Source organism: Streptomyces sp. NPDC031340, from assembly GCF_055569945.1.
Genome location: NZ_JBVIIE010000001.1, coordinates 183,957 through 210,033, shown reverse-complemented (window position 1 = coordinate 210,033; position 26,077 = coordinate 183,957). Strand labels below are relative to the sequence as shown.

At 71.2% G+C, this 26,077-nt stretch carries 22 protein-coding genes and 1 pseudogene; 12 read left to right on the top strand and 11 right to left on the bottom strand.

Annotated elements, in window-relative coordinates; translation table 11 throughout:
* Positions 1-224: 224 nt before the first annotated feature.
* Positions 225-3,911, top strand: a complete 3,687-nt coding sequence (locus ACZ5GT_RS00925; RefSeq protein ID WP_469012109.1) for a BTAD domain-containing putative transcriptional regulator — start codon at positions 225-227, stop codon at positions 3,909-3,911.
* Between the two features lie 63 nt (positions 3,912-3,974).
* On the opposite strand, the gene ACZ5GT_RS00920 is transcribed toward ACZ5GT_RS00925, so the two are convergent.
* From ACZ5GT_RS00920 to ACZ5GT_RS00910, 3 genes and pseudogenes are all read right to left on the bottom strand, one after another.
* Positions 3,975-4,613, bottom strand: coding sequence for a hypothetical protein (locus tag ACZ5GT_RS00920; RefSeq protein WP_469012104.1), 639 nt, complete (start codon positions 4,611-4,613; stop codon positions 3,975-3,977).
* Positions 4,614-5,329: 716 nt separating this feature from the next.
* Positions 5,330-5,470: pseudogene (locus tag ACZ5GT_RS00915) on the bottom strand (IS630 family transposase); the annotation flags it as partial.
* A 91-nt stretch (positions 5,471-5,561) separates the two neighbouring features.
* Positions 5,562-6,917, bottom strand: coding sequence for a pectate lyase family protein (locus ACZ5GT_RS00910; protein ID WP_469012102.1), 1,356 nt, complete (start codon positions 6,915-6,917; stop codon positions 5,562-5,564).
* Between the two features lie 263 nt (positions 6,918-7,180).
* On the opposite strand from ACZ5GT_RS00910, the gene ACZ5GT_RS00905 reads away from it, so the two are divergent.
* Positions 7,181-7,924 (top strand): hypothetical protein, encoded by a 744-nt coding sequence (locus ACZ5GT_RS00905; RefSeq protein ID WP_469012445.1) that lies wholly within the window; start codon positions 7,181-7,183, stop codon positions 7,922-7,924.
* Between the two features lie 594 nt (positions 7,925-8,518).
* Here the strand turns inward: ACZ5GT_RS00905 and ACZ5GT_RS00900 are convergent.
* A complete protein-coding gene (locus ACZ5GT_RS00900) occupies positions 8,519-9,910 on the bottom strand; it encodes an NAD(P)-binding domain-containing protein (RefSeq protein WP_469012098.1) in 1,392 nt (463 codons plus the stop codon).
* Between the two features lie 157 nt (positions 9,911-10,067).
* Between ACZ5GT_RS00900 and ACZ5GT_RS00895 the strand changes: the two genes are divergently transcribed.
* Positions 10,068-10,469, top strand: a complete 402-nt coding sequence (locus ACZ5GT_RS00895; RefSeq protein ID WP_469012096.1) for an ArsR/SmtB family transcription factor — start codon at positions 10,068-10,070, stop codon at positions 10,467-10,469.
* On the opposite strand, the gene arsB is transcribed toward ACZ5GT_RS00895, so the two are convergent.
* Both arsB and ACZ5GT_RS00885 read right to left on the bottom strand, forming a co-directional pair.
* Positions 10,429-11,532 (bottom strand): ACR3 family arsenite efflux transporter, encoded by a 1,104-nt coding sequence (gene arsB, locus ACZ5GT_RS00890; RefSeq protein ID WP_469012094.1) that lies wholly within the window; start codon positions 11,530-11,532, stop codon positions 10,429-10,431. The two genes, ACZ5GT_RS00895 and arsB, sit on opposite strands and share 41 nt — an antisense overlap.
* A gap of 8 nt (positions 11,533-11,540) precedes the next feature.
* The gene (locus tag ACZ5GT_RS00885; RefSeq protein ID WP_469012092.1) at positions 11,541-11,849 is read right to left on the bottom strand and encodes an ArsR/SmtB family transcription factor; all 309 of its coding nucleotides are present in this window, start codon (positions 11,847-11,849) and stop codon (positions 11,541-11,543) included.
* Between the two features lie 98 nt (positions 11,850-11,947).
* On the opposite strand from ACZ5GT_RS00885, the gene ACZ5GT_RS00880 reads away from it, so the two are divergent.
* Complete coding sequence (locus ACZ5GT_RS00880) at positions 11,948-12,367, top strand: arsenate reductase ArsC (protein WP_469012090.1); 420 nt, start codon at positions 11,948-11,950, stop codon at positions 12,365-12,367.
* A gap of 132 nt (positions 12,368-12,499) precedes the next feature.
* On the opposite strand, the gene aspS is transcribed toward ACZ5GT_RS00880, so the two are convergent.
* The gene (gene aspS / locus ACZ5GT_RS00875; protein ID WP_469012088.1) at positions 12,500-14,263 is read right to left on the bottom strand and encodes an aspartate--tRNA ligase; all 1,764 of its coding nucleotides are present in this window, start codon (positions 14,261-14,263) and stop codon (positions 12,500-12,502) included.
* Positions 14,264-14,409: 146 nt separating this feature from the next.
* Here aspS and ACZ5GT_RS00870 point away from each other — a divergent pair, with 146 nt between their 5' ends.
* Positions 14,410-16,557 (top strand): SpoIIE family protein phosphatase, encoded by a 2,148-nt coding sequence (locus ACZ5GT_RS00870; protein WP_469012086.1) that lies wholly within the window; start codon positions 14,410-14,412, stop codon positions 16,555-16,557.
* Here the strand turns inward: ACZ5GT_RS00870 and ACZ5GT_RS00865 are convergent.
* Both ACZ5GT_RS00865 and ACZ5GT_RS00860 read right to left on the bottom strand, forming a co-directional pair.
* The gene (locus ACZ5GT_RS00865) at positions 16,518-17,573 is read right to left on the bottom strand and encodes an AI-2E family transporter (RefSeq protein ID WP_469012084.1); all 1,056 of its coding nucleotides are present in this window, start codon (positions 17,571-17,573) and stop codon (positions 16,518-16,520) included. The genes ACZ5GT_RS00870 and ACZ5GT_RS00865 overlap by 40 nt on opposite strands.
* Positions 17,574-17,850: 277 nt before the next feature.
* Positions 17,851-18,441, bottom strand: a complete 591-nt coding sequence (locus tag ACZ5GT_RS00860; RefSeq protein ID WP_469012082.1) for an RNA polymerase sigma factor — start codon at positions 18,439-18,441, stop codon at positions 17,851-17,853.
* 153 nt (positions 18,442-18,594) lie between these two features.
* Between ACZ5GT_RS00860 and ACZ5GT_RS00855 the strand changes: the two genes are divergently transcribed.
* The 3 genes from ACZ5GT_RS00855 to ACZ5GT_RS00845 all read left to right on the top strand — a co-directional run bounded on the left by ACZ5GT_RS00855 (position 18,595) and on the right by ACZ5GT_RS00845 (position 19,760).
* On the top strand, positions 18,595-19,080 hold the full coding sequence (locus ACZ5GT_RS00855) for an Asp23/Gls24 family envelope stress response protein (protein WP_469012442.1): 486 nt from the start codon (positions 18,595-18,597) through the stop codon (positions 19,078-19,080).
* Between the two features lie 76 nt (positions 19,081-19,156).
* Positions 19,157-19,324 carry a hypothetical protein gene (locus ACZ5GT_RS00850; protein WP_469012080.1) on the top strand — a complete coding sequence of 56 codons (168 nt, stop codon included), beginning with the start codon at positions 19,157-19,159 and terminating at the stop codon, positions 19,322-19,324.
* Positions 19,325-19,604: 280 nt separating this feature from the next.
* Positions 19,605-19,760, top strand: a complete 156-nt coding sequence (locus ACZ5GT_RS00845; RefSeq protein ID WP_360749560.1) for a DUF6131 family protein — start codon at positions 19,605-19,607, stop codon at positions 19,758-19,760.
* A 195-nt stretch (positions 19,761-19,955) separates the two neighbouring features.
* On the opposite strand, the gene ACZ5GT_RS00840 is transcribed toward ACZ5GT_RS00845, so the two are convergent.
* Together ACZ5GT_RS00840 and ACZ5GT_RS00835 are read right to left on the bottom strand one after the other, a co-directional pair.
* Complete coding sequence (locus ACZ5GT_RS00840) at positions 19,956-20,927, bottom strand: pirin family protein (protein ID WP_469012077.1); 972 nt, start codon at positions 20,925-20,927, stop codon at positions 19,956-19,958.
* A 202-nt stretch (positions 20,928-21,129) separates the two neighbouring features.
* The gene (locus ACZ5GT_RS00835) at positions 21,130-21,594 is read right to left on the bottom strand and encodes an SseB family protein (protein WP_469012075.1); all 465 of its coding nucleotides are present in this window, start codon (positions 21,592-21,594) and stop codon (positions 21,130-21,132) included.
* A gap of 142 nt (positions 21,595-21,736) precedes the next feature.
* On the opposite strand from ACZ5GT_RS00835, the gene ACZ5GT_RS00830 reads away from it, so the two are divergent.
* The 4 genes from ACZ5GT_RS00830 to ACZ5GT_RS00815 all read left to right on the top strand — a co-directional run bounded on the left by ACZ5GT_RS00830 (position 21,737) and on the right by ACZ5GT_RS00815 (position 26,071).
* Positions 21,737-23,563, top strand: coding sequence for an acyl-CoA dehydrogenase (locus ACZ5GT_RS00830; RefSeq protein ID WP_469012073.1), 1,827 nt, complete (start codon positions 21,737-21,739; stop codon positions 23,561-23,563).
* A 155-nt stretch (positions 23,564-23,718) separates the two neighbouring features.
* Entirely contained in the window at positions 23,719-25,017 is a 1,299-nt protein-coding gene (locus tag ACZ5GT_RS00825; RefSeq protein WP_469012069.1) for a M18 family aminopeptidase, read from the top strand.
* A gap of 146 nt (positions 25,018-25,163) precedes the next feature.
* The gene (locus tag ACZ5GT_RS00820) at positions 25,164-25,415 is read left to right on the top strand and encodes a DUF6458 family protein (RefSeq protein WP_469012067.1); all 252 of its coding nucleotides are present in this window, start codon (positions 25,164-25,166) and stop codon (positions 25,413-25,415) included.
* 149 nt (positions 25,416-25,564) lie between these two features.
* Positions 25,565-26,071 (top strand): LURP-one-related/scramblase family protein, encoded by a 507-nt coding sequence (locus tag ACZ5GT_RS00815; RefSeq protein ID WP_469012064.1) that lies wholly within the window; start codon positions 25,565-25,567, stop codon positions 26,069-26,071.
* The last annotated feature ends 6 nt before the right edge of the window (positions 26,072-26,077 follow it).

The window sequence follows — 26,077 nt, the reverse complement described above, 5'->3', positions numbered from 1 at the left end:
GCCCTCATCGCTGTCGATCTTGCGTACAAGTTCCCGTTCCGCCGCCCGGCGTAGCACCGAGAAGGCGCGTCACATCGCGACAGGGCAACCGTTTCCGATACGGCACTAGCTAGACGCTAGCCGATCCAAACGGCACAATCACGGGCGAGCGGCGGCACAGGCCGTCTGCGGTACGTTCACGCCATACGGTGCCGCGGCAAGGTTATGCAGGAAGGTGCGGTCTCGTGCGCCATGTGGATGAGGCCGACGGCGTCAGCGGAGCGGACGGCCGGACCGGCGATGGACTGTCGATCGCCGTACTGGGTGAGCTGACCGCCAGAATTGGTGCGAACGCTCTTGGCCTGGGCGGGCGACGGCAGCGTGCGGTGCTCGCCCTGCTGCTGGTGGCGCACGGGGAGGTGGTCCCCGCCGACCGCCTGGTCGACGCCCTGTGGGGTTCGCAGGCAATCCGGAATCCCGTCGGCGTGCTCCACACCTATGTCTCGCATCTGCGGCGGCAGCTGGAGCCCGGCCGGATAGCCCGAGCCCGCGGCACCGTCCTCGTCAGGGAGGAGCCAGGCTACGCGCTGCGGGTCGACCGGGACGCGGTCGACGCCTGGCGTTTCGAGGAGCTGGTCCAGCAGGCCGCCACCGTGGAAGAGCCGGTCGGCAGGGTGCGCGTCCTGTCGGAGGCGCTGGCGCTGTGGCGGGGCCCCGCCTTCGCCGAATACGCCGGGGAACGGTGGGTCGAGGCGGAGGCCGGCCGCCTCACCGCGTTGCGGGCGGTCGCCCGGGAACGTCTGCTCGAAGCCAGGCTGGACCGCGGTGAAAGCGCCGTACTCATTCCGGAGATCGAGACACTCGTCGGTGAGGAGCCGCTACGCGAGGAGCGCTGGCGGCTGCTCGCGCTGGCCCTGTACCGCGCGCACCGGCAGGGCGAGGCGCTGGCCGCGCTGCGGCGCGCCAGGGCTGTGCTGGCCGAGGAGTTGGGAGTGGATCCCGGCCCGGCCCTGCGTCGTCTGGAGGCCGACGTGCTGGCGCAGTCCCCCGCTTTGCAGGGGCCGTCGCGTGCCGACGCCGCTTCCTCACCGCGGGCTGCGCGCCCTGCCGAGCACACCGACCCCGAACCCGCCCCGACACCGGTGCCCCGGTGGGCGCCACAGGCCGACGGCATCCTGGTGGAGCGGGCCAGCGAGATCGCCGAGCTGCAGAGATGCCTCGACGAGGCGATGGACGGGCAGGCCCGCCTGGTGCTGGTGGAGGGCCCCGCCGGGATCGGCAAGACCCGGCTGCTGGCCGAAGCACGCCGGATGGCCGCGGAGCGGGGCGCTCTGACCATGACCGCACGGGGCAGCCAGTTGGAGAAGGCATACGGATTCGGTGTAGTGCGGCAGCTCTTCGAACCGATCGTGGCCGACCCGGCCCGTCGCGAGCGGGCGCTGTCCGGAGCAGCGGTGTCGGCGAGTTCCGTCTTCGACGTGGCCAAGGTGCAGACGCAGGCCGACAGTTCGCTGGCGGCGCTGCACGGGCTCTACTGGCTCACGGTCAACCTGTCGGCCGAGCACCCGATCATGCTGGCCGTCGACGACCTGCAGTGGTGTGACCGCGGTTCGCTGCGTTTCCTGGCCTACCTGGTGGGCCGGGTGCAGGGACTGCCGGTTCTCGTCGTCGCGACCCTGCGCACCGGTGAGCCGCACGACGACGCGGAGCTGCAGGCGGAACTCGCGCACGACCCGGTGACGGTGGTGATCAGCCCGCCGCCGTTGACCGCCGAGGGAACGGGCGAACTGGTGCGCCACCGCCTCGGCGACCTCGCCCAGGACGTCTTCGTGGCCGCCTGTCACCGCACCACCTCCGGGAACCCCCTGCTGCTGCGCCAACTGCTGCGTGCGCTGCAGTCCGAGGGGGTGCCTCCCGACGCGTCGTACGCCGAGAGGGTGACCGCGATCGGCTCGCGGGCCGTGTCGAGCATGGTCCTCATGCGGCTGGCCCGGCTGCCGCGGGCGAGCACGTCGATCGCGCGGGCGGTCGCGGTGCTGGGCGGCGGGGCCGCGCTGACGACCGTCACCGCGCTGGCGGGCCTGCCGGAGAGCGAGGCGGTGGCCGCGATCGCCGCGCTGGCGCGCGCCGAGGTACTCCGTGACGAATACCCGCTGGGTTTTGTCCACCCGCTGGTGGCCGACGCCGTATACCGGGATCTCCCGCCCGGGGAGCGGCAGTTGCACCACGAGCGCGCCGCCCGGGTACTGCACGAGGCCGGAGCCCCGGCCGAGCAGGTCGCGGCACACCTGCTTCAGGTGCCGCACCGCGCCGACCCGTGGGCGGTGCGGATCCTGCGGACCGCCGCGGCCACGGTGGCCGCCCGTGGAGCGGCCGACGCCGCCGTGACCTACCTGGCCAGAGCACTGGCGGAGCCGGCCGATCCGGCCGAGAGACCAGAAGTCCTCCTGGAACTCGGGCGGATGGAGGCACTGACGATCGGCCCCGCAGCGATCGAGCACCTGCGTGAGGCCTACGACACCTTGCCGGAGCCGGCACGGCGTGCGAACGCGGCACAGACGCTCGCTCGCGCGCTGGTCTTCGCCGGAAGAAGAGGGGAAGCGACCGGATTCGCCCGCCGGGCCGCCGCGGAACTGCCCGCGGACCTGACCGAGCCACGGCAGGCTCTGCTCGCCATGGAACACCTCAGCGGCCATATGCACGGCCTCGATGCCACGATGTGGCGGCGCGGGGACGAGCCGAGGGTGGTCGGCGACGGAGCGGGGGCACGGATGCTGGCCGCCGCACTGGCCTGGGAGACCCTGATGGACGGCGTCGACCGGGACCGCGCGATCGGTCTGGCGCGGTTCGCCCTGGCCGACGGTGTGCTGCTGGAGGCCGACATCGACCTGATGGGCATCAACGCCGGGAACGTGCTGTTCCTGTCCGACGACGACCCCAGCGTCTTCTGGTCGGACGCGCTCGCTCACGCGCACCGGCGGGGATCGCTCTTCGCGGCACTCGCGGTCAACCTCTGGCGCGGTCGTGGGGAGTGGATCCACGGAGCCCTTCGCGAGGCCCACCAGTCGCTCACCACCGCGCTGGAACAACAGAGCAGATGGGGTGGCGACGTCGCCTCGGCGTACATCCTCTCGTTCATGGTCGGTGTCCTGCTCGACCTCGGCGAGACCGACCGTGCCCGGTCCTGCCTCGACCAGCATGCCGGTATCCGCGGGGTCGGCGACGGCTCCCGTCTGCTGGCCGACGCACGCGCCGCGCTGCTCATCGCCGAGAAGCGGTACGAGGAGGCCCTGGCCAGTGTCGAGCAGAGCCGGTCCATGGAGCCGCGATCCGACAACCCGGCCTGGTGGCCCTGGCGCGGTCTGAAGGGCCGGGCGCTGGCCGGCCTCGGCCGGCATACCGAGGCGATCGCGCTGGTCGAGGACGAACTCGTCTTCGCCCGAAGGTGGGGCGCGCCGACCTTAGTCGGACGGACACTGCGTCTGCTCGGCGAGCTGCGCGGTGCCGAAGGCTCCGGCGAACTGCGGGAGGCGGTGGCCGTGCTCGCCGGGACACCGGCGCGGCTGGAACACGCCCGCGCTCTGTACGCGCTCGCCCGGATCGCCCCGGCTCCCGAGGCCGTGCCCCTGCTGAGCCAGGCCTACGACACGGCCCGTCGCTGTGACGCCGCCGGGCTGTGCCGGTCGATCGCCGCCGATCTGGCTCGCGCCGGTGTCGCCGCCCCGGCGGAGCCGGCGGGCGTGGTGACCCTGACCTCGACGGAACGGCGGCTCGCGGCCATGTTCGCGGACGGGGCCGACGAACGCGACATCGCCCAGGCGCTGTTCCTCACCCCGCAGACGGTGCAGGTGACGCTGCGGTCCGTCCGAGACCGGCTCGCCGCCACCTCGCGTGACGACCTCCGGGCGGCCCTGGCCACCGCGCGCTCATAGGGACGCGGGAGTCACCACGCTGCCCCGGAGACCGGCCACCCGGCTACCCGGGGACGGGCCGTCCTACCGTGCGCATACCCACGACAGGGTGATCCACTCGTACTTCTGCGGGTTGGTGGTCGCCGGGTAGCTGCTGGTGAACGTCAGGTACACGGTGTTCGGATAGCCCGTCGGCGTCACCAGGGTGGAGTTCGAGTCGGTCTGGAGCGCGGCCACCGCGTAGGACTTCGCCTCGGCGGTCCCCTGCTTGCTTGTCCCCGTGTCGAAAAGGGGATAGCCCGAAGGGCAGTTCATCGGGGTCCTGAGCGGCGGCTCACCCGACCTCACATTGGCATTGTTCCACTTGGGGTAAGTCGTCGGCGTCGTCGAACAGGTGTACGAGATCGAGATCGTCCCCGGATCGTCGGCGCTCATGTTCATCACCGTTATGGCCCAGCGATCGCTGACCCCGTCCTTACCCCGATAGACCTTCAGGTCGTCGTCCAGCCATCCGCTGAGCGAATAGGCGAATCCGGTCCTCACGATGTAGGGGGCATCGGACGGGCAGTTCGCGGTGATCGTGCTGGTGTCGCCGGGGGCCACCGTGACGGTCGGATGGTCGAGGCGCCGGTCGGCGGCCGACGCGGCGGGCGCGGTGGCGATCAGACCGGTGGCGGCGACCGTCGCGGCCGCCGCGAGGGTGGCCGTTCTTCGGAATCTCATGTTTCCCGTCCTTCTTGGATGTCGGGCTGTGCGTGTGTACGGATGTCATCGGCCCTGGCCGGTGCACCGGCCTTGCGAGCGCCAGTGGGCGGCGTGGAGGCCGGCCCTGAGCGCGCGTGGGCTTCAAGCGTGGTGTGGTGCCGAACTGCCACGGGGGACGAAGCAGACGGCGAGCGAGCCGCCGCGACGCCGCCGCGCTGGACACCTTCGTCGCCTTCGCGCTGCCGCGCGCCAGGGGACGCGGGCACCCGTCGGCAGCACCGCGCCTGAGCGCTGACGACCCGTCTGGCCACCCCTGGCGGTATCGGCTCCCCTCGGCATCAGCTTCGTTGAGAGAGGGCGCCGGACCGGGACCACCGGGAGCGGTCCCCGTCGGCCGCAGAGCGGTCACCGCACCGCACCGAGCATTCACTTGCGTATGGTTCACCTGGTTGCCGGACCCGTGCGGGCTGCACGGGTCGATACCGCGTCGACGGCATACAGGATGGGCCCGGCCACTTGACAACGACTTTGAGCCGACTTCTTTCCCCGCGGCGGGTGGAAGCGGCGGCTGCCGCGTACGGCCGAACCGCCATGCACCGGTCCGTCCCGGCACCGCTTCCGCCAGGTCGGTGTGTAAGTCCGCTCCAAGTGGCCGCCAAGCGCGAAGAGGCGGTGGACGCCGCCGGGCCGCCCGGGGAAGGCCCTGGGCCCGGCACCGACAGCATCCGCCACCCCGGCTTGGATTTCGCGGTCTTCTTGATCTCACGCTGCTCGGGCAGGGTGAAGGTCTTCGGCCGACCGCCCTTGTACTTCGGATCCAGGGAGTCGAAGCCGTCGGTGTCGAAGTTGTGGATCACGCCGCGGACTCGGTCCGCCACCCGGACAGGGTGACGGACACGCGCCGCCCGGCGTAGCACCGGGGAGGCGCGTCACATCACGACAGGGCAAACGTTGTCTGATATCGAACTAGTTCAGGATCCCGGCGCCCGTCGTCGTCGGCAGTTCCGTCGCGAGGTTCTTCGCCGACGTCTCCAGGCCCGCCGTGAGCGTCGGCGTCCAGTTCACCGTCGTCTTGATCTTCTTCGAGTTCGCGGCGTTGTAGGCCGCCACGAGGTCGGTCTCCGTGCCGTTGACGAGGTTGCCGCTGCCGGCGACGGAGCCGGTGCCGTCGCCGCTGAGGAGCTTGGAGACCTTCTGGGAGGACGGGATCTTCCAGAAGTTGCCCTCGGCCACGACCTGTGCCTTGGCGCGGGAGTTGATGCTGTACTGGAGCGCGTAGCCGTTGACGGTCGCGGTGTCGTACAGGTTGTTGTAGATGTGCACCTGGCCGATCCGGGTCAGCGGGGCGCGCTGCACGATGCCCTGCCACACGTTGTGATGGATGGAGACCCGCAGCTTGCCGACGCTGTCGGTGTCGCTGCTGCCGATGAGCATCGTCTTGTCGTGGCTGGTGAACTGGTTGCGCTCCACGGTCACCAGGTCCGAGCCCTTGGTGATGTCGAGCAGACCGTCGTGGATCTGGTACTCACGCCCGAAGTACTTCGGGTTCGCGCTGTCGAAGTGGGGCGCGTCGGTGAAGGTGTTGTGGTCCGCCCAGACGTGGCTCGCCCCGCGCAGGGTGACCGCGTCGTAGTTCGAGTTCCAGTTGCCGCTGGAGCCGTCGGTCGGGTCCCACTGCGGGAAGCAGTCCTCGGTCGCGGCGAAGGTGAGGTTGCGGACGATGACGTTGTCCACGTTCTGGATCTGCAGCATGCCGCCGGTGATCCCGGCCTTGGTGCCGGGCACCCCGACGATGGTGGTGTTGGCCGGCACCTTGAAGGTGATGTTCTTGGCCTGCTTGACCTGGGCGGCGGCCCGCGCGGACTCCTGCGTTCCGGAGGGCAGCTTGGAGGTGCCGTAAGTGGCGGGGTCGTAGGCCTTCAGGTAGGCCGAGAGCGAGTAGCCGGTGCCCGCGGAGTAGTCGGCGCAGGTCAGCTTCTTGCCGGAGTCGTCGGTGTTGGCGTCGATGGTCCCCGTGACCTTGATGATCCGGGGCGTGGTGTCGGAGACGGAACCCAGCGCCTTCACCAGCTCCGCGCGGGTGGAGACGGTGAAGGTGTGCGCCGCGTCGGCCTTCGCGCCGCCGGTCGTCCCCGCGCCGGAGGCGGCCCAGCCGTCCTTGGCGGGCAGCGTCTGGTGGTACAGGTCGACGGTGCCGGCGTTCGCGTTCATCACGACGAAGCCGGCCCCGGCACCGGCGACCACGGCGGCGGCGGTGACCACCAGGGCGCGCCGCCTGCGGAGGGACCGGCGGTGCGAGGGACGCTGCGAGGGCTTTGCCACGGAGGGATTCCTTACGTGCTCGTACTTCACGTGCTGGGGTGGTGAAGCTCCGGTGAAGGGGCTTACGACCCGTCAGTGGTCGTCGGCGGAAGGAAGGTTGCCGTGGGCCGGGAAGTTTTTCCGGACGCCCGCCGGGCGGGGTGGGTGACGTCCCCGGCGGCCCTTCGGGAATGTCGTCCCCTGCCGCCCCGCGCCGCCCGCTAGGCTCCACCTTCCGTGTCGTCCCCGCCCCAGTCCCCGCCCCCTCAGGCCGCCGAGTGAACCTGCCGAACCTGACCGAACCTCACCTGCGTCTCCTCGCCGACGTCTTCGCCGTCAACGTGCCTGACGTGCCGCACCTGCCGGACGTGCCGCACGTGTCCGCCCCGCTGGCCCTGGCCGGCGGCTACTCCCTCCAGGCGCACGGACTGCTCCAGCGCCCGCACGCGAACGTCGACCTGGCGACCGAGACCACCGAGCCCATGGACCGCATCGCGGGCGCGCTCGCCGAGGCGCTGTCCGCCCGGGGCCGCGAGGTCACCGTCCAGGACACCGATCCCCTCTCCGCCCGCCTGTCGGTGACGGGCCCGCGGACCGGCGGCCCCGCCTCCCCGCTGGCGCTCACCCTGCACAAGGAGACCTTCTGGAGCCCGCCCGTCCTGACGACGTACGGCCCGGCGCTCTGCCTGGAGGACGCGGTCGGCACCAAGATCCGGGCGCTGTACGACCGGGGGCTGGCCGTCGACCTGATCGACGCCAGGGCGGCCGCCGCCCGCTTCACTCACCCCGACCTGGAGGAACTGGGCCGCCGCCACGCCCGGGACGACTTCGACCTGCCCACCCTGCGGGCCCGCCTGGAGGGCGGGGACTACTACCCGGACTCGGCGTTCACCGCGTACGGCCTGACCGAGGAGGAGATCGCCGAGCTGCGCGGCTGGGCACTGGCCTGGTCCACGGACATCGCCGAACGACTGCTGGAGGAAGGCGCCTCGCCGGACGAGCCGGAAGACGGAACGCCGGAGGACTGAACCCCGGGGGACTGAACAGGGGGCTGAGCACCAGGGGGCCGGTCGGGGTCCGGCGTCAGTCCCAGTGCCGTGCGGGCCGCGCTCAGATGCCGGAGCCCCTCGCGCGCCGTCCGCGTCACCTCTTCGTACTCCGCCGTCGTGTGGGCGGCGGCGAGCCGGTCGCGGGCCGTGCGGTGGCACTGCGCGGCCCTGATCAGCGCCTGGCCCGCCGTCTCGTCCGCGCCCGCCCAGGTCCGCGCGTCCGGCGGGACCAGGCTGCCGCCGAGCCGGATCAACCAGCGGTTGGCCTCCGCTTCGGCGTCCAGGCCGGACAGCCCGGAGGACCCGGGGCACCCGGGGCGCCCGGAGCAGCCGGAGTGCCCGGACGGGTCGCAGGCGCCCCCCGGCCGGAACGGGCGGCGCCGTGCGACGACGACGCCTGCCGCCCCGACGACCAGCAGTGCCGAGAGCGCGATCGTGTACGCGTAGCCCATGGTGTCCTCCTCGCCTGTTATGTCACTCCCCATGACACGCCGGGCTGCTGTGCGGCAGCCTCGCGCTTGCTGTGCGAGCGCGGTGAGGCAATCGGGTGGCCAGGCAGGCGGGCGGACGGTTTCAGCAGCCGCCGGAAGCGGTGCCGGACGGGGTGGCCGGGGCGCCGGTGCCGATCTGGAGGGTGGCGGGGGCGGCGCAGCAGCCGCCGGACTGCCCGGCGCTGTCCGGCTCGTCGAACAGGCCGGCGCCGCCGCACACCCCCGTCTCCGGGAGGACCAGTTCGACGCGCTCGGCGGCCTCCCGGTCCCCGGCGATCGCCGCGGCGACGGAGCGGACCTGCTCGTAGCCGGTGAGGGCGAGGAACGTCGGGGCGCGGCCGTAGGACTTCATGCCGACCAGGTAGACGTCGCGCTCGGGGTGGGAGAGCTCGTTCACGCCGTGCGGGTAGACCGTGCCGCAGGAGTGCACGTTCGGGTCGATGAGCGGGGCCAGCGCGGCCGGGGCCTGGAGGCGCTCGTCGAGGTGCAGGCGGATCTCGGTGAGGAAGGACAGGTCCGGGCGGAAGCCGGTCAGGACGATCACCTCGTCGACGGGGTCGAGACGGCGGCCGTCCTCGGACACCAGGACCAGGCCGCCGTCGTCGGCGCGCTCGACGGCCGCGGTACGGAAGCCGGTGACCGCGCTCGCGTGCCCGCTGTCGACGGCTGCCTTGGCCCGCAGGCCCAGCGCGCCGCGTGCGGGGAGCTGGTCGGCGTCGCCGCCGCCGTAGGTGTCCGTGCCGATGCCCCGGCGCAGGATCCACACCGCGTGCGTGCCCTCCGCCTGCTCGGCCAGGTCGGCGAGCTGGGCCAGCGCGGTGAAGGCGGAGGCGCCCGAGCCGACGACGGCGGTGCGGCGGCCCGCGTACCGGGCGCGGACGGCCGGGTCGGCGAGGTCGGGGATGCGGTGGGAGACACGGTCGGCGGCGGCCGCCTCGCCGAGCGCGGGCAGGCCGTCGCCGCCCATCGGACCGGGCGTGGACCAGGTGCCGGAGGCGTCCACGACGGCGCGGGCGGCGATCCGCTCCTCGCCGCCGTCCGCGGTGCGGAGATGCACGGTGAACGGCTGCTCGTCGCGGCCGGAGTCGACGACGCGGTCCCGGCCGGCGCGGGCGACGCCGGTGACCGTGGCGCCGTAGCGGACCCGGTCGCCCAGCACGTCGGCGAGCGGCTGCAGGTACTGCCGCGCCCAGTCACCGCCGGTCGGGTACGCGGTGCCGTCGGGGCGGGTCCAGCCGGTGGGGGCGAGGAGCTTCTCGGCCGCGGGGTCGATCACCTCGGCCCAGGGGGAGAAGAGCCGTACGTGCGCCCAGCCGCGCACGGCGGTACCGGCGGACGGTCCGGCTTCCAGGACCAGCGGCTCGATGCCGCGCTCGAGGAGACGGGCGGCGGCGGCCAGTCCGACCGGGCCGGCTCCGACGACCACGACGGGCAGCCGATCGGTGCCGGAGACGCTGTTGATGGGCACGGCCATGAGATTTCCCCTTTGCTTCGACATACGTCGATGGCTTGCGCGGTCAGCATGGCACCTGATTCGACGAACTTCAACATAGACATTTATCGAAGCTGGCAGATGGGGCACCGCGAGGGCTCTACCCCTCCCCTGGTTCGACATGTGTCAACATAGACGCATGTCGAACACCGAGGTGCTGCCGCTGCTGAAACCCGCCCCCGGCGAGGCCACGGAACCCTGTTGCCCGCCGCTCACCGAGCGCCCGTTCACCGCGGAGGAGGCGGAGACGGCCGCCCGGATGTTCAAGGCGCTCGGCGACCCGGTGCGGCTGCGGCTGTTCTCCGCGGTGGCCTCGCACGACGGCGGCGAGGCGTGCGTCTGCGACATCTCCGACGTCGGCGTCTCCCAGCCGACGGTGTCCCACCACCTGAAGAAGCTGAAGGAGGCCGGGCTGCTCAGCTCGCAGCGGCGCGGCACCTGGGTGTACTACCGCGTCGAGCCGTCCGTGCTGGCCACCATGGGCCGGCTGCTGACCGGCGTCAGCTCTCCCGCGGCTCAGACGCAGACGCCGACGCGCTGAACCTGCGCCGCCAGGCCAGGGAGACGTACACCAGCGCCACCAGCACCGGGACCTCGATCAGCGGCCCGACCACGCCGGACAGGGCCTGCCCCGAGGTGACGCCGAAGGTGGCGATGGCGACCGCGATGGCCAGCTCGAAGTTGTTGCCGGCGGCGGTGAAGGCGAGGGTGGCGGTGCGGTCGTAGGGGAGGCCGAGGGCCTTGCCCAGGGCGAAGGTGCCGAACCACATGATCGCGAAGTAGGCCAGCAGCGGCAGCGCGATGCGGGCCACGTCCAGGGGCCGGGAGGTGATCGTCTTCCCCTGGAGGGCGAACAGGATCACGATCGTGAACAGCAGGCCGTACAGCGCCCACGGGCCGATCTTCGGCAGGAACCTGGTCTCGTACGCCTCGCGGCCCAGCCTGCGTTCGCCGATGCGGCGGGTGAGGAAGCCGGCCACCAGGGGGATGCCGAGGAAGATGACGACGTTCAGCGCGATCTTCCCCATGGAGATGTCCAGGCGCTCGCCGTCGCCCAGCCCCAGCCAGCCGGGCAGCAGGTCGAGGTAGAACCAGCCGAGCAGCCCGAACGCGAGGACCTGGAAGACCGAGTTGAGGGCGACGAGCACGGCGGCGGCCTCGCGGTCCCCGCACGCGAGGTCGTTCCAGATGATGACCATGGCGATGCAGCGGGCGAGCCCGACGATGATCAGGCCGGTGCGGTACTCGGGCAGGTCCGGCAGGAAGATCCACGCCAGCGCGAACATCACCGCCGGGCCGACGAGCCAGTTGATGACCAGCGACGACACCATGAGCCGGCGGTCGCCGGTGACCGCGTCGAGCTTGTCGTAGCGGACCTTGGCCAGCACCGGGTACATCATGACCAGCAGGCCGAGGGCGATCGGCAGCGAGATGCCGCCGATCTCGACCGCCGCGAGGGCGTCCCCGAGACCGGGGATCAGCCGTCCCAGGCCCAGGCCGGCGGCCATGGCGGCCAGGATCCACACGGCGAGGAAGCGGTCGAGCGTCGACAGCTTCGCCACGACCGAGGACTCGCCGGGTGGCGTGGTACCGGTGCTGTTCACGGGGCTTTTCACGGGCAGGCCCTCTTGATCTCTGCGGCGTTGCGGGCGGACGCGGCCAGGCCGGCGAACTGTCCGGCCAGCCGGTCGATGACGTCCGGACGCAGCCGGTAGTACGTGTACCGGCCGCACGGCTCCGTCTCCACGAACCCCGCCTCGCGCAGCACCTTCAGATGGTTGGAGAGGTTGGTCTGCCGCGCACCGGTCTCCTCCACCAGGTGGGTGGTGCAGAGCGTCTCGCGGGCCAGCAGGGTCACGATCCGCAGCCTGAGCGGGTCGGCCAGAACCCGGATCAGATCAGCGTCGGCTGACGTCATCATGGACTGATACTGTCACATCACTCCAGACTGATACCAGTCAGGGCTGATCAATCAGGATCCATGGAGATCCACCGCCCCACCGACGAAGGAAACAGCCGATGTCCTCCAGCCCGCTCGCCTCCGTGCTGTTCGTCTGCGTCCACAACGCCGGGCGCTCCCAGATGGCCGCCGGATTCCTCCACCACCTCGCGGGCGACCGGATCGAGGTGCGGTCCGCCGGCTCCGCCCCCGGCGACCGGGTCAACCCGGCCGCGGTGGAGGCCATGAAGGAGGTCGGCGTCGACATCTCCGCGGCCAGGCCGAAGATCCTGACCGCCGACGCCGTCCAGGCGTCCGACTACGTCATCACCATGGGCTGCGGCGACGCCTGCCCCGTCTTCCCCGGCCGGACGTACCTCGACTGGGCGCTGGAGGACCCGGCGGGCAAGGGCGTCGAGGCCGTCCGTCCCATCCGCGACGAGATCAGGACCCGCGTCGAGACCCTGATCGCCGAGATCGACGCGAACCGGGACGCCTGAACCGCGACCGGGGGCGAGCTTCTCTCTCCCCCACCAGGCCGCACGCGAAAGGGCTCGGAACCGACGCCGGTTCCGAGCCCTTCCTGCCGCCTGTGCCTGCTGCGGCTACTTCCGCCGCTCAGCCTGCTTCGGCTACTTCGGCTGCGGCTTGCGCACCTGGAGGTGCAGCTCCCTCAGCCGCGCCTCCTCCAGCTCCGTCGGCGCGCCCATCATCAGGTCCTGGGCGTTGCCGTTGAGCGGGAAGGCGATGGTCTCGCGGATGTTCGGCTCGTCGGCCAGCAGCATGACGATGCGGTCGACACCCGGCGCGATGCCACCGTGCGGCGGGGCGCCGAAGCGGAAGGCGCGCAGCATGCCGGCGAACTTCTCCTCGACGGTCTCCCGGTCGTAACCGGCGATCTCGAACGCCTTCAGCATGATCTCCGGCTCGTGGTTCCGGATCGCGCCGGAGGACAGCTCCACGCCGTTGCAGACGATGTCGTACTGCCAGCCCAGGATGTCCAGCGGGTCCTGGGTCTCCAGCGCCTCCAGGCCGCCCTGCGGCATCGAGAAGGGGTTGTGCGAGAAGTCGATCTTCCCGGTCTCCTCGTCCTTCTCGTACATCGGGAAGTCGACGATCCAGCAGAACCGGAAGACGCCCTCCTCGAAGTGTCCGGCGCGCCGGGCGGCCTCGACCCGCACCGCGCCCATGACCTTGGAGACCTCGTCGAACTCGCCCGCGCCGAAGAACACCGCGTGCCCGGCCGCCAGCGACAGGCGCTTGGTCAGCTCGGCGACGTTCTCCTCGGTGAGGAACTTCGCGATCGGGCCGGTCAGCGAGCCGTCCTCGGCCACCCGCACCCAGGCCAGGCCCTTGGCGCCCAGCGAGACGGCGAACTCGCCGAGCTGGTCGAAGAACTTACGGGGCTGCGACGACACGTCCGGCACCGGCAGCGCGCGCACGTGCTTGCCCGCGAACGCCTTGAACTCCGAGCCCTCGAAGATGTCGGTGATGTCGACGAGCTCCAGCTTGGCACGCAGGTCCGGCTTGTCCGAGCCGTACTTCAGCATCGCCTCGCGGAACGGCACCCGCGGGAACGGGGACGTCACGTGCCGGCCGTCGCCGAACTCCTCGAACAGCTCGGTCATCAGCTTCTCGACCGGCTGGAAGATGTCCTCCTGCTCGACGAAGGACATCTCGATGTCGAGCTGGTAGAACTCGCCCGGCGAACGGTCGGCGCGGGCGTCCTCGTCGCGGAAGCACGGCGCGATCTGGAAGTAGCGGTCGAAGCCGGAGATCATCAGCAGCTGCTTGAACTGCTGCGGGGCCTGCGGCAGCGCGTAGAACTTGCCCGGGTTGAGGCGGGAGGGGACCACGAAGTCGCGGGCGCCCTCGGGGGAGGTGGCGGACAGGATCGGCGTCGCCATCTCGTTGAAGCCCATCGCCGTCATCTTGTGCCGCATGGCCGAGATGACCGCCGTGCGCAGCATGATGTTGCGGTGCATGCGCTCGCGGCGCAGGTCCAGGAAGCGGTACTCCAGGCGCCGCTCCTCGTTGACCCCGTCCTCGGTGTTGATCGTGAAGGGGAGCGGGGCGGCCGCGCCCAGCACCTCCACCTCGCCGACCTCGACCTCGACCTCACCGGTCGGCAGGTCGGCGTTGACGTTCTCGGTGCCGCGGGAGACGACCTTGCCGTCGACGCGGACGACGGTCTCCTTGGAGAGCTTGTCGAGGGCCTCGTACGCGGTCGTGCCGGGGCGGGCCACGAGCTGCGTGATGCCGTAGTGGTCCCGCAGATCGATGAAGAGGATGCCGCCCAGGTCGCGCCGATTGTGCAGCCAGCCACTCAGCCGGACGTCGGTGCCGACGTCAGAGGCGCGGAGCTCGCCGCAGGTGTGGGACCTGTACCGATGCATCGTCGTTCATCCAGCCTTCGCGGATCGGGGGCATGTTTCACGTGAAACTGCTCCCAAGCCTACCGGTGACCCCGAGATCGCCTCCCCACGATCGAAAACGAGACGATCGGTGGCACTTTCGGATCGCTTCTTCATAAAGTGGGGCAATGCGCACTGGCGAGCCCCTGCCCGCCGTGGGGGAGGTCCTGACCGCCCTCGCGACCGGCCTGTGGCACTGGGACACCGCCACCGAGCTGGTCACCGTCGATGCCGAGGCCGCTCGGCTGCTCGGGCTGCCCGCCGAGTCGACCACGCTCACCGAGGCCCAGGCAAGGTCCCGGCTGCACCCGGTCGACTGGAACGAGATCACCGGCGTGGTCGCCCTCGCCGTCTCCGAGCAGACCCTCGCCGAGGTACGCATCCGGATCATGGACGAGCACGGCCGGATCATCCGCGTCGTCCGCTCCCGCTCCAAGCCGACCTACGACCGGCGGACCCGCTCCTTCCAGCTGATCGGCACCCTGCAGGAGGTCACCGAACCCACGCCGGGCACGCCCGCCGGGCGCAGCGCCGTCACCGGCGACTGGCGGCGCTCCCGTGAGGCCTTCCTGCTGGACGCGGGCCGGGCGCTGGCCGAGGCACGGTCGACCGAGGAGGTGCTGCGGGTCGCGGCGGGCCTGTCGATGCCGGGTTTCTCGCCGGCCGAGCTCGCGGTGTTCGGCGTGCAGGGCGACCAGCTCACGGTCATCGGCCACCACGGGCCGGAACTCAGCGAGGAACCCCCCTTCACGCAGATGCCGCTGGACACCGACTACCCGGCCGCCGAGGTGGTCCGCACCGGGCGTGCCGTCTACCTGTCCACGCCCGAGCAGTACAAGTCCCGCTACCCGGTCTCCTGGCCGCTCGCCGCGCACTACCACCGCCGCTCCTGGGCCTACCTGCCGCTGACCGCGGGCGGCCGCACCATGGGCACCTGGCTGGCGGTCTTCAACTACCCGGTCGCCTTCACACCCGACGAACGGGCCGTGCTGGCGACGGTGGCCCGCATGCTCGCCCAGGCGCTCAGCCGCGCCGGGGCCGCCGAGACCGAGCGAGCCCTGACCGACGACCTCCAGCGCTCCATGCTGCCGACCCTCGGCCCGCAGATACCGGGCATGCGCGTCGCCGCCCGCTACGTGCCCACCGGCGGCGGCCTCCAGGTCGGCGGCGACTGGTACGACATGATCCCGCTGCCCGGCGGAACCTCCCGGACCAGGACCGGCGACGGCCGCTTCGCCCTCGTCATCGGCGACGTCCAGGGCCACGACGTACGGGCGGCCGGGCTGATGGCCCAGCTGCGCATAGCGCTGCGCGCCTACGCCAGCGAGGGCCACCGCCCCGACGCGGTGCTCTCCCGCGCGTCGCGTTTCCTGCACGGCATGGGCGGCGAGGCCGCCGACCTGCGCTTCGCGACCTGCCTGTACGTCGAGGTGGACCCCGCCACCGGAATCCTCGAGATCGCCCGCGCCGGCCACCCCGACCCGGCGATCCGGATGGCGGACGGCACGGTGCTGACCCGGCCGACGGAGGGCGGCCTGCCGCTGGGCATCGACCCGGACGCCGACTACCCCACCAGCCGCATCCTCCTCGAACCCGGCGAGACCATGATGCTCTGCACCGACGGCCTGATCGAGACCGGCGGCCACGACCTGGAGACCGGCTGGCACCGCATCCGCACGATCCTCGAGGAGCACAAGGGCGACCTCGAGGAACTCGCCGACGCGCTGATGCAGGGGGTGCACGGGCCCTCCTCCCACCACACCACCGGCCCGCTCGCCGACCGGCGCGAGGACGACATAGCGGTCGTACTGCTGTGCCGGCCGTCGGAGGGCAGCCCCGACGCGGTCACCGTCCAGCCCTCCGTCCGCCGCACGGTGCTGTCGGTGGCGCAGGCCGAGCCGGAACGGGTGGCCGCGGCCCGTCAGCAACTGCGCGAGCTGCTGCACGACTGGGCCTTCCCGGACCAGGTCGACTCGGCGGTCCTGCTGCTGTCGGAGATGCTCACCAACGTGCTCGTGCACACCGACTCCGACGCGCTGCTGCGCGCCGAGGTGCGGGGCGAGGAGGGCGACCGGCGGATGCGGGTGGAGGTCACCGACCCCAGCGACGACCTGCCGCACCGGCGCCGCCCCGGCGAGCTGGCCTCCTCCGGCCGCGGGCTGCTCCTGATCGAACTGCTGGCGCACGCCTGGGGGGTGGATCCGCAGGGCGAGGGCAAGACCATCTGGTTCGAGCTCTACGAATCCGACGATTCCGACATCCCCGTGGCCCCGTAGAGGTCCCGCATCTCGTGCAGGACCCCGAAGGCGGCCGCCGTCAGCGGCACGGCGAGCAGCATGCCGAGGATCCCGGCCACCGACGCGCCCGCCGTGATGGCGAGCAGCACCGCCGCCGGATGCATCTGCACGGTCCTGCTCTGGATCATCGGCTGCAGCACGTGCCCCTCCAGCACCTGCACGGCGAGCACGACGCCGAGCGCCCACAGCGCGATGGCGAACCCGCGGTCGGCGAGCGCGACCAGCACGGCCACGGTCCCCGAGATGAACGCCCCGAGGTAGGGGATGTACGCCCCGACGAAGACCAGCGCGCCGAGGCCGACGGCACCGGGCACGCCGAGGATGAGCAGGCCGACAGCGATGCACAGGGCGTCGATGAGCGCGATGAACGTGGTCCCGCGCATGAACCCCTCGACGGCGCCGTAGGCCCGCCGTGCCATGGCCTCCACGGTGTCGCCGGAATCGCGCGGGACGAGCGCCCGCAGGGTGCCGGCGGCCCGGTGCGCGTCACGCAGGAAGAAGAAGACGAGCAGCAGGGCGAGCACGGCCATGGCGATGCTCTCGCCCACGACGCTCACCCCGCTGATGACGCCCGAGGCCGCCGTCCCCCCGAACTTCGCCAGCAGCTGCCGCGAGTTGGAGGCCAGGTCGTCCACCGACGTGCCGGCCGCGCCGAAGTGTTCGGCGACCCCCCGGGCCGCCTCCTTCAGCGACGCGACGATCTGGTCCCCGGTGTCGAGGAGCGCGGCGACGACGATGTACACCGCGCCGCCGACCACGGCGACGACGGCGACGCAGGTGAGCCCGGCGGCGGCGGACCGGTGGACCCCGGTCTTGACGAGCCGCCGGTGCAGGGGCCCGAGCAGCGCGGTCCCCAGCAGCGCGAGCAGCACGGGCACGACGGCGGTCCGCAGCTCCACGCACAGCCGGATCGCAACGAACACGACCCCGGACACGAGCAGCGCGACGACGCACCAGGCGGCGAGCCGGCGCACGGGTTCGGGAAGCAACGACACGCCCCCAGGCCACCACAGGCCGCCCCCGCCGCCCGCACGACATCGACGGAACCGACGCTTCTGCCCACCAACGGGGGAACGTCCCGGCGCGGGCCCCGGGTCAGTCGTACGCCTTCAGGCGCTGCGGCGTCGCGCCGTCGTCCGCCTTCGCCGACCAGCGGGCGTCGGCGTCGGACTGCCGGTGGCGGCAGACCTCGGCGCCGGCACCCGGCGTCGCACGGCGGACGTCCGTGACGACGTGACGACGTGACGACGGAAGGCCGCGCGTGCGGGCCCGCTAGCGCCATGGGGCCATCGCCTCCTGCAAGGTCCGGCGCGCCCTGAACAGTCTGCCGCGCACCGTCTGTTCGCTGGTCCGCGTCACATCGGAGATCTCCTTGTAGGACAGGCCCTGCACCTCCCGCAGGATCCAGCAGAGCCGCTGCCCGGCGTCCAGATCGCCGAGCGCGCGGGACAGGTCGGCAGTGGCCGCGTCCTGCTCGGCGGACCGGGCGGGCTGACTCCAGGCGTCTCCCGCCGCGGGCTCGGCGACGGCGTCCAGCGAGAGGGCCGGCGGCCGGTGACGGCGCATGGTCAGGCAGCGGTTGACGGTGATCCGGTACATCCAGGTACCGAACTCCGCGCTGTGGTGGTACTCCGGCAGCCGCCGCCAGGCGCTGACGAAGGCCTCCTGAACAGCGTCCTCGGCGTCCTGCGGGTTGCCGAGCATGCAGCGGGCCAGGGCGAGGAGGGGGCGGCCGTGCCGCTGGACGAGAACGGCGAAGGAGTCCTCGTCCCCCTCGGCCGCCTGTACGGCCAGGAGACCGTCCGGCAGGTCGCGTCCCCACAGGCCGCGGCCCGGCGATGAGGAAACAGCACTTTCGGTCACGTTGCCCCCACACGGCTCGGACCGTCCGTGTACCCGACAGGCCAGACGTGATGCACATCACATGCGATGTGCGTGAGGAATGCAGCGCCCGACATGTCCAAGTTCTTGAGGGGCGCCGTACCGGTGTCCGCGGGACCGATCGAGGCGACCGCCATGACGGACGACATCACCAGCGTCGGTGGGGGCAGCCGGCCCGAGACGGGCGTGAGCGCGCTCAAGGGCCGCCCCGGGGCCGGCGCTCCGGCCGAGACACGGGGGAAGACCACCATCGCGGACGGTGTGGTGGCCAAGATCGCGGGTATGGCGGCCCGCGAGGTACCGGGCATCTACAACCTGGGCGCAGGGATGGCCCGCGCCTTCGGCGCCATGCGGGGACGGGTCCCCGGAGGCGGAGGCGGGGCCGTCACGCGTGGCGTGAAGGTCGAGGTGGGTGAGCGGCAGACCGCCGTGGACCTGGACGTCGTCGTCGAGTACGGCGTCTCCATCGTCGATGTCGCCGCCGGCGTGCGCACCAACGTGATCAGCGCCGTCGAGCGGATGACGGGCCTGGAGGTCGTCGAGGTGAACGTCGCCGTCGACGACGTCCACCTGCCCGACGAGGAGGAAGAGACCGGAGCGGACGAGGGCCGCGTGAGGTGATCCACCGCCGCGCCCCGTACGGGCGCGGGTGATCACGCGAACCCAGAGATGCTTTCGCGAGACGAGTGAGTGCGAGATGAACGCAGCGATGACGGGCCTCGCGGCCGGCATGGCCCTCGGCTTCGCGGGCTACTTCGGCGGCTTCTGGGCACTTCTGCTGGTGCTGGCTCTGGGCGCGGCGGGGCTGGTCGTCGGCCTCGTCGTACAGGGCGACCTCGACCTCCGGACACGGAGGCAGCGGTGAAGACCCCGCCCGCCCCCCAGGCGAGGGGTCGGTCCCGCCGGCGCCGGCCGCCGGGCTGCCGCCCCCGGGCGAGCGGGGCGACACCGTCATCCCGGACAGGGCGGTCGCCCGTGGCGCCGCCCAGGGGTCCTCCGGGTGGCCCGCCACACCCCCCATCGCGTGGAGTGAGCCCGCAGGGAAACGGCCGTCACCCCGGATCCCCGTCTCCCGCCCCTCCCACAGCCCCCACCATCCACGGTCACCGTACCGGCGTCACCGCCGGCTTCCCGAAGGAGACATCATGATCATCCTGGGTGCAATCCTGCTCATCATCGGCCTCGTCACCGGCATGTCCATCCTGTGGACCATCGGGATCGTCCTGGTGGTCATCGGAGCCGTGCTGTGGATCCTCGGCTCGATGGGACACGCCGTCGCCGGCCACCGCCACTACTGGTGATCCGGGTCGGGCCCTTCGGGGCACTCGCTGCCGAGGACGGACCGATGCCGGGCATCGAGGAGGCACCGCACTCCGGGAGCTGTCGAGGCTGTCGAGCCCGGCGTCTTCCGGCCCTCCGCGTCACTCCGTGAACCGCGGCGACGGGACGGCGGCACGCGGCGGCATCTGCCGCGTGCCGCCGTCCGCCTGCAAGCCCTACATTCCGCCCTCAGACATCCCGTGCACAGCGGGGATCGTGCCCAGCCGGCCCTTCTGGAAGTCCTCGAACGCCTGCTGAAGCTCTTCCCTGGTGTTCATCACGAACGGACCGTAGTGGGCCATCGGCTCACGGATCGGCTGCCCGCCGAGCAGGACGACCTCCAGGTCCGGGGTGTGGGAGTCCTGCTTCTCGTCCGCGCGGACGGTCAGCGAGCCGCCGGCTCCGAAGACCGCCGTCTGGCCGAGGTGGATCGGACGGCGATCGGCACCGACCGAGCCCTTGCCCGCCAGCACGTACGCGAGGCCGTTGAAGTCCTCCCGCCACGGCAGCGTGATCTCCGCACCCGGCGCCAGCGTCGCGTGGATCATGGTGATCGGCGTGTGCGTGATGCCGGGACCGGCGTGGCCGTCCAGCTCACCGGCGATGACGCGGAGCAGCGCGCCGCCGTCGGGAGAGGTGAGCAGCTGGACGTTGCCGCCGCGGATGTCCTGGTAGCGCGGCGCCATCATCTTGTCCTTGGCCGGCAGGTTCACCCACAGCTGCAGGCCGTGGAAGAGGCCGCCCGAGACGACCAGGTGCTCCGGCGGGGCCTCGATGTGCAGCAGGCCCGCGCCCGCCGTCATCCACTGGGTGTCGCCGTTGGTGATGGTGCCGCCGCCACCCTGGCTGTCCTGGTGGTCGAAGATCCCGTCGATGATGTAGGTGACGGTCTCGAAGCCGCGGTGCGGGTGCCAGGGGGTTCCCTTGGGCTCTCCCGGCGCGTACTCCACCTCACCCATCTGGTCCATCATGATGAACGGGTCCAGGTGGCGGTAGTTGATCCCGGCGAACGCCCGGCGCACCGGGAAGCCCTCGCCCTCGAAACCGCTCGGCGCGGTCGTGACAGCGAGCACGGGGCGTGCCACGGCGTCGGCCGGCGCGGTCACGCGCGGGAGCGTCAGCGGGTTCTCGACGGTCACTGCAGGCATGTCGGTACCTCCTTGTGCGACTACTTTAGTTGAGCGTTGAACTTTCTGCCACCCTGAACAGAGAAAGCCCGGAGGGAATTCCCTCCGGGCTCTCACGGGCTCTCACGGGCTCTCACGGGCTCTCGCCTTCGCGGACTCTCGCGGACGCTCGCGGGCTCCACGCGGGTCGACGGCTCCTCAGCCGTCCGCGAAGCGGCGGCGCCTAGCCGTACATGCGGCGCATCGCGAAGTCGACCATCTGCTCGACCGCCTTCGCGTCGAACACCATCCGGTGCTCGCCCTCCATGTCCAGGACGAAGCCGTAGCCGGTGGGCAGGAGGTCGATCACCTCCGCGCCGGTGATCACGAAGTACTTGGACTCCTTGCCCGCGTACCGGCGCAACTCCTTGAGCGAGGTGAACATCGGGATCACCGGCTGCTGGGTGTTGTGCAGCGCGAGGAAGCCCGGGTTGTCGCCGCGCGGGCAGTACACCTTGGACGTGGCGAAGACCTGCTGGAAGTCCTCCGCCGACATCTGGCCGGTGGTGAAGGCCCGGACCGCGTCCGCCAGGGACGGCGGGGACGGCTCGGGGTACAGCGGCGGCTGCTGGCCGTACCCGCCCGGCATCTGCTGCTGCGCTTGGGCGTACTGCTGCTGAGCGCCCACACCCTGGTCGTAGCCGTACATGCCCCAAAGAGTAACGAGTCACAGATGACCGAATCGGGGTTGCTTCTTATTACCGACGGGTAGCATCATCGGAGCTACTTGTTGGTACGTGAACTAGCGCGAGGATCCAGTGCCTCGCCGATCTCTCTACGGAGCCGTCGCCATGGGGCACTACAAGTCGAATCTCCGCGACATCGAGTTCAACCTCTTCGAAGTACTCGGGCGCGACAAGCTGTACGGCACCGGCCCGTTCGAGGAGATGGACACCGAGACCGCCAAGAGCGTCCTCGAGGAGCTGACCCGCCTCGCGGAGAACGAGCTGGCCGAGTCCTTCGCGGACGCCGACCGCAACCCGCCGGTCTTCGACCCGGAGACCAACACCGCGCCGGTCCCCGCGTCCTTCAAGAAGAGCTACCAGGCCTTCATGGACTCCGAGTACTGGCGCCTGGGCCTGCCCGAGCCGATCGGCGGCACCACGGCTCCCCCGTCCCTGATCTGGGCGTACGCCGAGCTCATCCTGGGCGCGAACCCGGCCGTGTGGATGTACTCCTCCGGCCCGGCCTTCGCCGGGATCCTCCACGACGAGGGCAACGACGTCCAGAAGGGCATCGCGAAGATCGCCGTCGAGAAGCAGTGGGGCTCGACGATGGTGCTCACCGAGCCGGACGCCGGCTCGGACGTCGGCGCCGGCCGCACCAAGGCCGTGCAGCAGGAGGACGGCTCCTGGCACATCGAGGGCGTGAAGCGGTTCATCACCTCCGGTGAGCACGACATGGCGGAGAACATCCTCCACTACGTCCTCGCCCGTCCCGAGGGCGCCGGCCCCGGCACCAAGGGCCTGTCCCTCTTCCTCGTCCCGAAGTACCTCTTCGACTTCGAGACCGGCGAGCTGGGCGAGCGCAACGGCGTCTACGCCACCAACGTCGAGCACAAGATGGGCCTGAAGGCGTCCAACACCTGCGAGATGACGTTCGGCGACCAGCACCCCGCCAAGGGCTGGCTGATCGGCGACAAGCACGACGGCATCCGCCAGATGTTCCGCATCATCGAGTTCGCCCGGATGATGGTCGGCACGAAGGCCATCTCCACCCTGTCGACCGGCTACCTCAACGCGCTGGAGTACGCCAAGGAGCGCGTCCAGGGTCCGGACCTGGCGAACTTCATGGACAAGGCCGCGCCCAAGGTCACCATCACCCACCACCCCGACGTGCGCCGCTCGCTGATGACGCAGAAGGCGTACGCCGAGGGCATGCGCGCCCTCGTCCTCTACACGGCCTCCATCCAGGACGCGATCGCCGTCAAGGAGGCGGCCGGCGAGGACGCCAAGGCCGAGCACGCGCTCAACGACCTGCTCCTGCCGATCGTCAAGGGCTACGGCTCCGAGAAGGGCTACGAGCAGCTCGCGCAGTCGCTGCAGACCTTCGGCGGCTCCGGCTTCCTGCAGGAGTACCCGATCGAGCAGTACATCCGCGACGCCAAGATCGACACCCTGTACGAGGGCACGACCGCGATCCAGGGCCAGGACTTCTTCTTCCGGAAGATCGTCCGCAATCAGGGCGCCGCGCTGAACTCCCTCGCCGAGGACATCAAGAAGTTCCTCGCCCTCGGCACCGGCGGCGAGGAGCTGGCGGGCGCCCGCGAGCACCTGGCGAAGGCGGCCGTCGAGCTGGAGGCCATCGTCGGCCTGATGCTGACCGACCTCGCGGCCACCGAGCAGGACGTCAAGAACATCTACAAGGTGGGCCTGAACACCACCCGCCTGCTGCTGGCCTCCGGTGACGTCGTCGTCGGCTACCTGCTGCTCAAGGGCGCCGCGATCGCCGCCGAGAAGCTGCAGACGGCCTCCTCCAAGGACCAGGCGTTCTACACGGGCAAGATCGCTGCGGCGAAGTTCTTCGCGGCCAACGTCCTGCCCGGCGTCACCGGCGCGCGCAAGCTCGCCGAGGGCGTGGACCTGGAGCTGATGGAGCTGGACGAGGCGGCGTTCTAGCCACCGCCGCGGCCCGCCCCTCGCCGCCTCGGCGAGGGCCCCGGGCCGCCCCCGCCCCTCCCTTCCCCGGGAGGGGGCCCGCGTCCCCATTTCCTTCACAAGGGGCCCGTTCCCAGCCCGGGAACGGGCCCCTCGGCGTCGTTAAGGTGAACCCCATGAGCGCACCCTCCCGCTTCGACCGCGGCCACACCGACGACCTGATGTCCTTCCTGACGGCCAGCCCGTCGCCCTACCACGCGGTGGCCGCTGCCGCCGAACGGCTGGAGAAGGCCGGTTTCCGCCAGGTCGCCGAGACGGACGCCTGGGACGGCACCAGCGGCGGCCGGTACGTGCTGCGCGGCGGGGCGATCATCGCCTGGTACGTCCCCGAGGGCGCCCCCGCGCACGCCCCGTTCCGGATCATCGGCGCCCACACCGACTCCCCCAACCTGCGGGTCAAGCCGCTGCCCGACACCGGGGCGCACGGCTGGCGGCAGGTGGCCGTCGAGATCTACGGCGGGCCGCTGCTGAACTCCTGGCTGGACCGCGACCTGGGCCTGGCGGGCCGGCTGACCCTGCGGGACGGCTCGACCCGGCTGGTGAACGTCGACCGGCCGCTGCTGCGCGTGCCCCAGCTCGCCATCCACCTGGACCGTTCGGTGGCGTCGGAGGGGCTCAAGCTCGACAAGCAGCGTCATCTCCAGCCGGTGTGGGGCCTCGGCAACGACGTGCGCGACGGCGACCTGATCGCGTTCCTGGAGGAGACGGCCCGGCTCGGCGCGGGCGAGGTCACCGGCTGGGACCTGATGGTGCACTCGGTGGAACCCCCGGCCTACCTCGGCCGTGACAAGGACCTCGTCGCCGGGCCCCGGATGGACAACCTGCTGTCCGTGCACGCCGCCACGGCCGCGCTGGCCGCCGTCGCGTCCGGCGGCGCGGACCTGCCGTACGTCCCCGTCCTGGCGGCCTTCGACCACGAGGAGAACGGCTCCCAGTCGGACACCGGCGCGGACGGGCCGCTGCTCGGCAGCGTGCTGGAACGTTCTGTCTTCGCGCGCGGAGGCTCGTACGAGGACCGGGCCAGAGCCTTCGCCGGGAGCGTCTGTCTGTCCTCCGACACCGGTCACGCCGTCCACCCCAACTACGCGGAGCGGCACGACCCCACGCACCACCCGCGGGTCAACGGCGGACCGATCCTCAAGGTCAACGTCAACAACCGCTACGCCACCGACGGTTCGGGCCGCGCGGTGTTCGCCGCCGCCTGCGAGAAGGCCGGCGTCCCCTTCCAGTCCTTCGTCTCCAACAACTCCATGCCGTGCGGCACCACTATCGGCCCGATCACCGCGGCCCGGCACGGCATCAAGACCGTCGACATCGGCGTCGCGATCCTGTCCATGCACAGCGCGCGCGAACTGTGCGGCGTCGACGACCCGCACCTGCTGGCGAACGCGCTGGTGGCGTTCCTGGAGGGGTAGCACCGGCCCGAACGGCCTGAACGGCCCGAACTCCGCCCGGAGGCGGCCGTCCTGATGTGACGTGAGCCGCCGGCTCCGCATGGGTGCCCACAGCGCGGGTACCCGGAGTTCACCGGAACGTCCGGACCGGACAGGAGGCGACACTCATGGGCCTCGGCGGATGCATCATCCTCATCGCCGCGGGAGCCATCCTCACTTTTGCGACCGACTGGCACATGCAGGGGGTCAACCTCGATCTGGTCGGCATCATCCTGATGATCGTCGGGCTGATCGGTGTCAGCACCTTCAGCAGCATCGCCCGCCGCAGGCGCGTGGTGGTACCCCCCACCACGCCGGTCGTCACCGAGGAAGCGCACCCCCATCGGCGCGACGGCTACGGCGACGGCTACGGCGTCTGACGATCCTTTCCCGCCCGAGCACGAGCGAACGGCGGCCCGTCCCCTCCGCGCCGCGGTGAGCCGGCCGGGCCGCCCCGCTCCCGCGCCGGGATCGGCCCATCGGCCCAGCGGCGGCGTCGCGGGCCGGCCGGCGGGGAAGCGCTGACGGTATGAGATTCCTGGTACGCGACCGGCTCCTCGGCATCGGCGAGGACTACTGGATCGAGGACGAGCACGGCGACAAGGTGTTCCTCGTCGACGGCAAGGCCATGCGGCTGCGGGACACCTTCGAGCTGAAGGACCGGGACGGGCACGTGCTCGTCGACATCCACCAGAAGATGTTCGCGCTGCGCGACACGATGGTGATCGAACGCGGCGGCGAGGCACTGGCGACCGTCCGGCGCAAGCGGCTGTCGCTGCTGCGCAACCACTTCCGGGTCACCCTGGTGGACGGCACCGAACTCGACGTCAGCGGCCGGATCCTCGACCGGGAGTTCGTCGTCGAGTACGACGGCGAGGTGCTGGCCGTGATCTCCCGCCGCTGGCTGCACGTGCGCGAGACGTACGGCGTCGACGTGGTCCGCGAGGACGCGGACCCGGCGCTGCTGATCGCGGTGACGGTGTGCGTGATCCACCTGGCGGAGAAGGAGCGGGAGCACGACCGCGGGGAGGACTGAACCCCC

Coding starts and splice junctions, on each gene's coding strand:
- ACZ5GT_RS00900 (WP_469012098.1), bottom strand. CDS start 9,910: ATGGCCGTGCCCATCAACAGCGTCTCCGGCACCGATCGGCTGCCCGTC.
- ACZ5GT_RS00815 (WP_469012064.1), top strand. CDS start 25,565: ATGAGATTCCTGGTACGCGACCGGCTCCTCGGCATCGGCGAGGACTAC.
- ACZ5GT_RS00850 (WP_469012080.1), top strand. CDS start 19,157: ATGAACGCAGCGATGACGGGCCTCGCGGCCGGCATGGCCCTCGGCTTC.
- ACZ5GT_RS00895 (WP_469012096.1), top strand. CDS start 10,068: ATGTCGAACACCGAGGTGCTGCCGCTGCTGAAACCCGCCCCCGGCGAG.
- ACZ5GT_RS00870 (WP_469012086.1), top strand. CDS start 14,410: ATGCGCACTGGCGAGCCCCTGCCCGCCGTGGGGGAGGTCCTGACCGCC.
- ACZ5GT_RS00825 (WP_469012069.1), top strand. CDS start 23,719: ATGAGCGCACCCTCCCGCTTCGACCGCGGCCACACCGACGACCTGATG.
- ACZ5GT_RS00840 (WP_469012077.1), bottom strand. CDS start 20,927: ATGCCTGCAGTGACCGTCGAGAACCCGCTGACGCTCCCGCGCGTGACC.
- ACZ5GT_RS00885 (WP_469012092.1), bottom strand. CDS start 11,849: ATGATGACGTCAGCCGACGCTGATCTGATCCGGGTTCTGGCCGACCCG.
- aspS (WP_469012088.1), bottom strand. CDS start 14,263: ATGCATCGGTACAGGTCCCACACCTGCGGCGAGCTCCGCGCCTCTGAC.
- ACZ5GT_RS00880 (WP_469012090.1), top strand. CDS start 11,948: ATGTCCTCCAGCCCGCTCGCCTCCGTGCTGTTCGTCTGCGTCCACAAC.
- ACZ5GT_RS00835 (WP_469012075.1), bottom strand. CDS start 21,594: ATGTACGGCTACGACCAGGGTGTGGGCGCTCAGCAGCAGTACGCCCAA.
- ACZ5GT_RS00845 (WP_360749560.1), top strand. CDS start 19,605: ATGATCATCCTGGGTGCAATCCTGCTCATCATCGGCCTCGTCACCGGC.
- ACZ5GT_RS00920 (WP_469012104.1), bottom strand. CDS start 4,613: ATGAGATTCCGAAGAACGGCCACCCTCGCGGCGGCCGCGACGGTCGCC.
- ACZ5GT_RS00830 (WP_469012073.1), top strand. CDS start 21,737: ATGGGGCACTACAAGTCGAATCTCCGCGACATCGAGTTCAACCTCTTC.
- ACZ5GT_RS00855 (WP_469012442.1), top strand. CDS start 18,595: ATGACGGACGACATCACCAGCGTCGGTGGGGGCAGCCGGCCCGAGACG.
- ACZ5GT_RS00820 (WP_469012067.1), top strand. CDS start 25,164: ATGGGCCTCGGCGGATGCATCATCCTCATCGCCGCGGGAGCCATCCTC.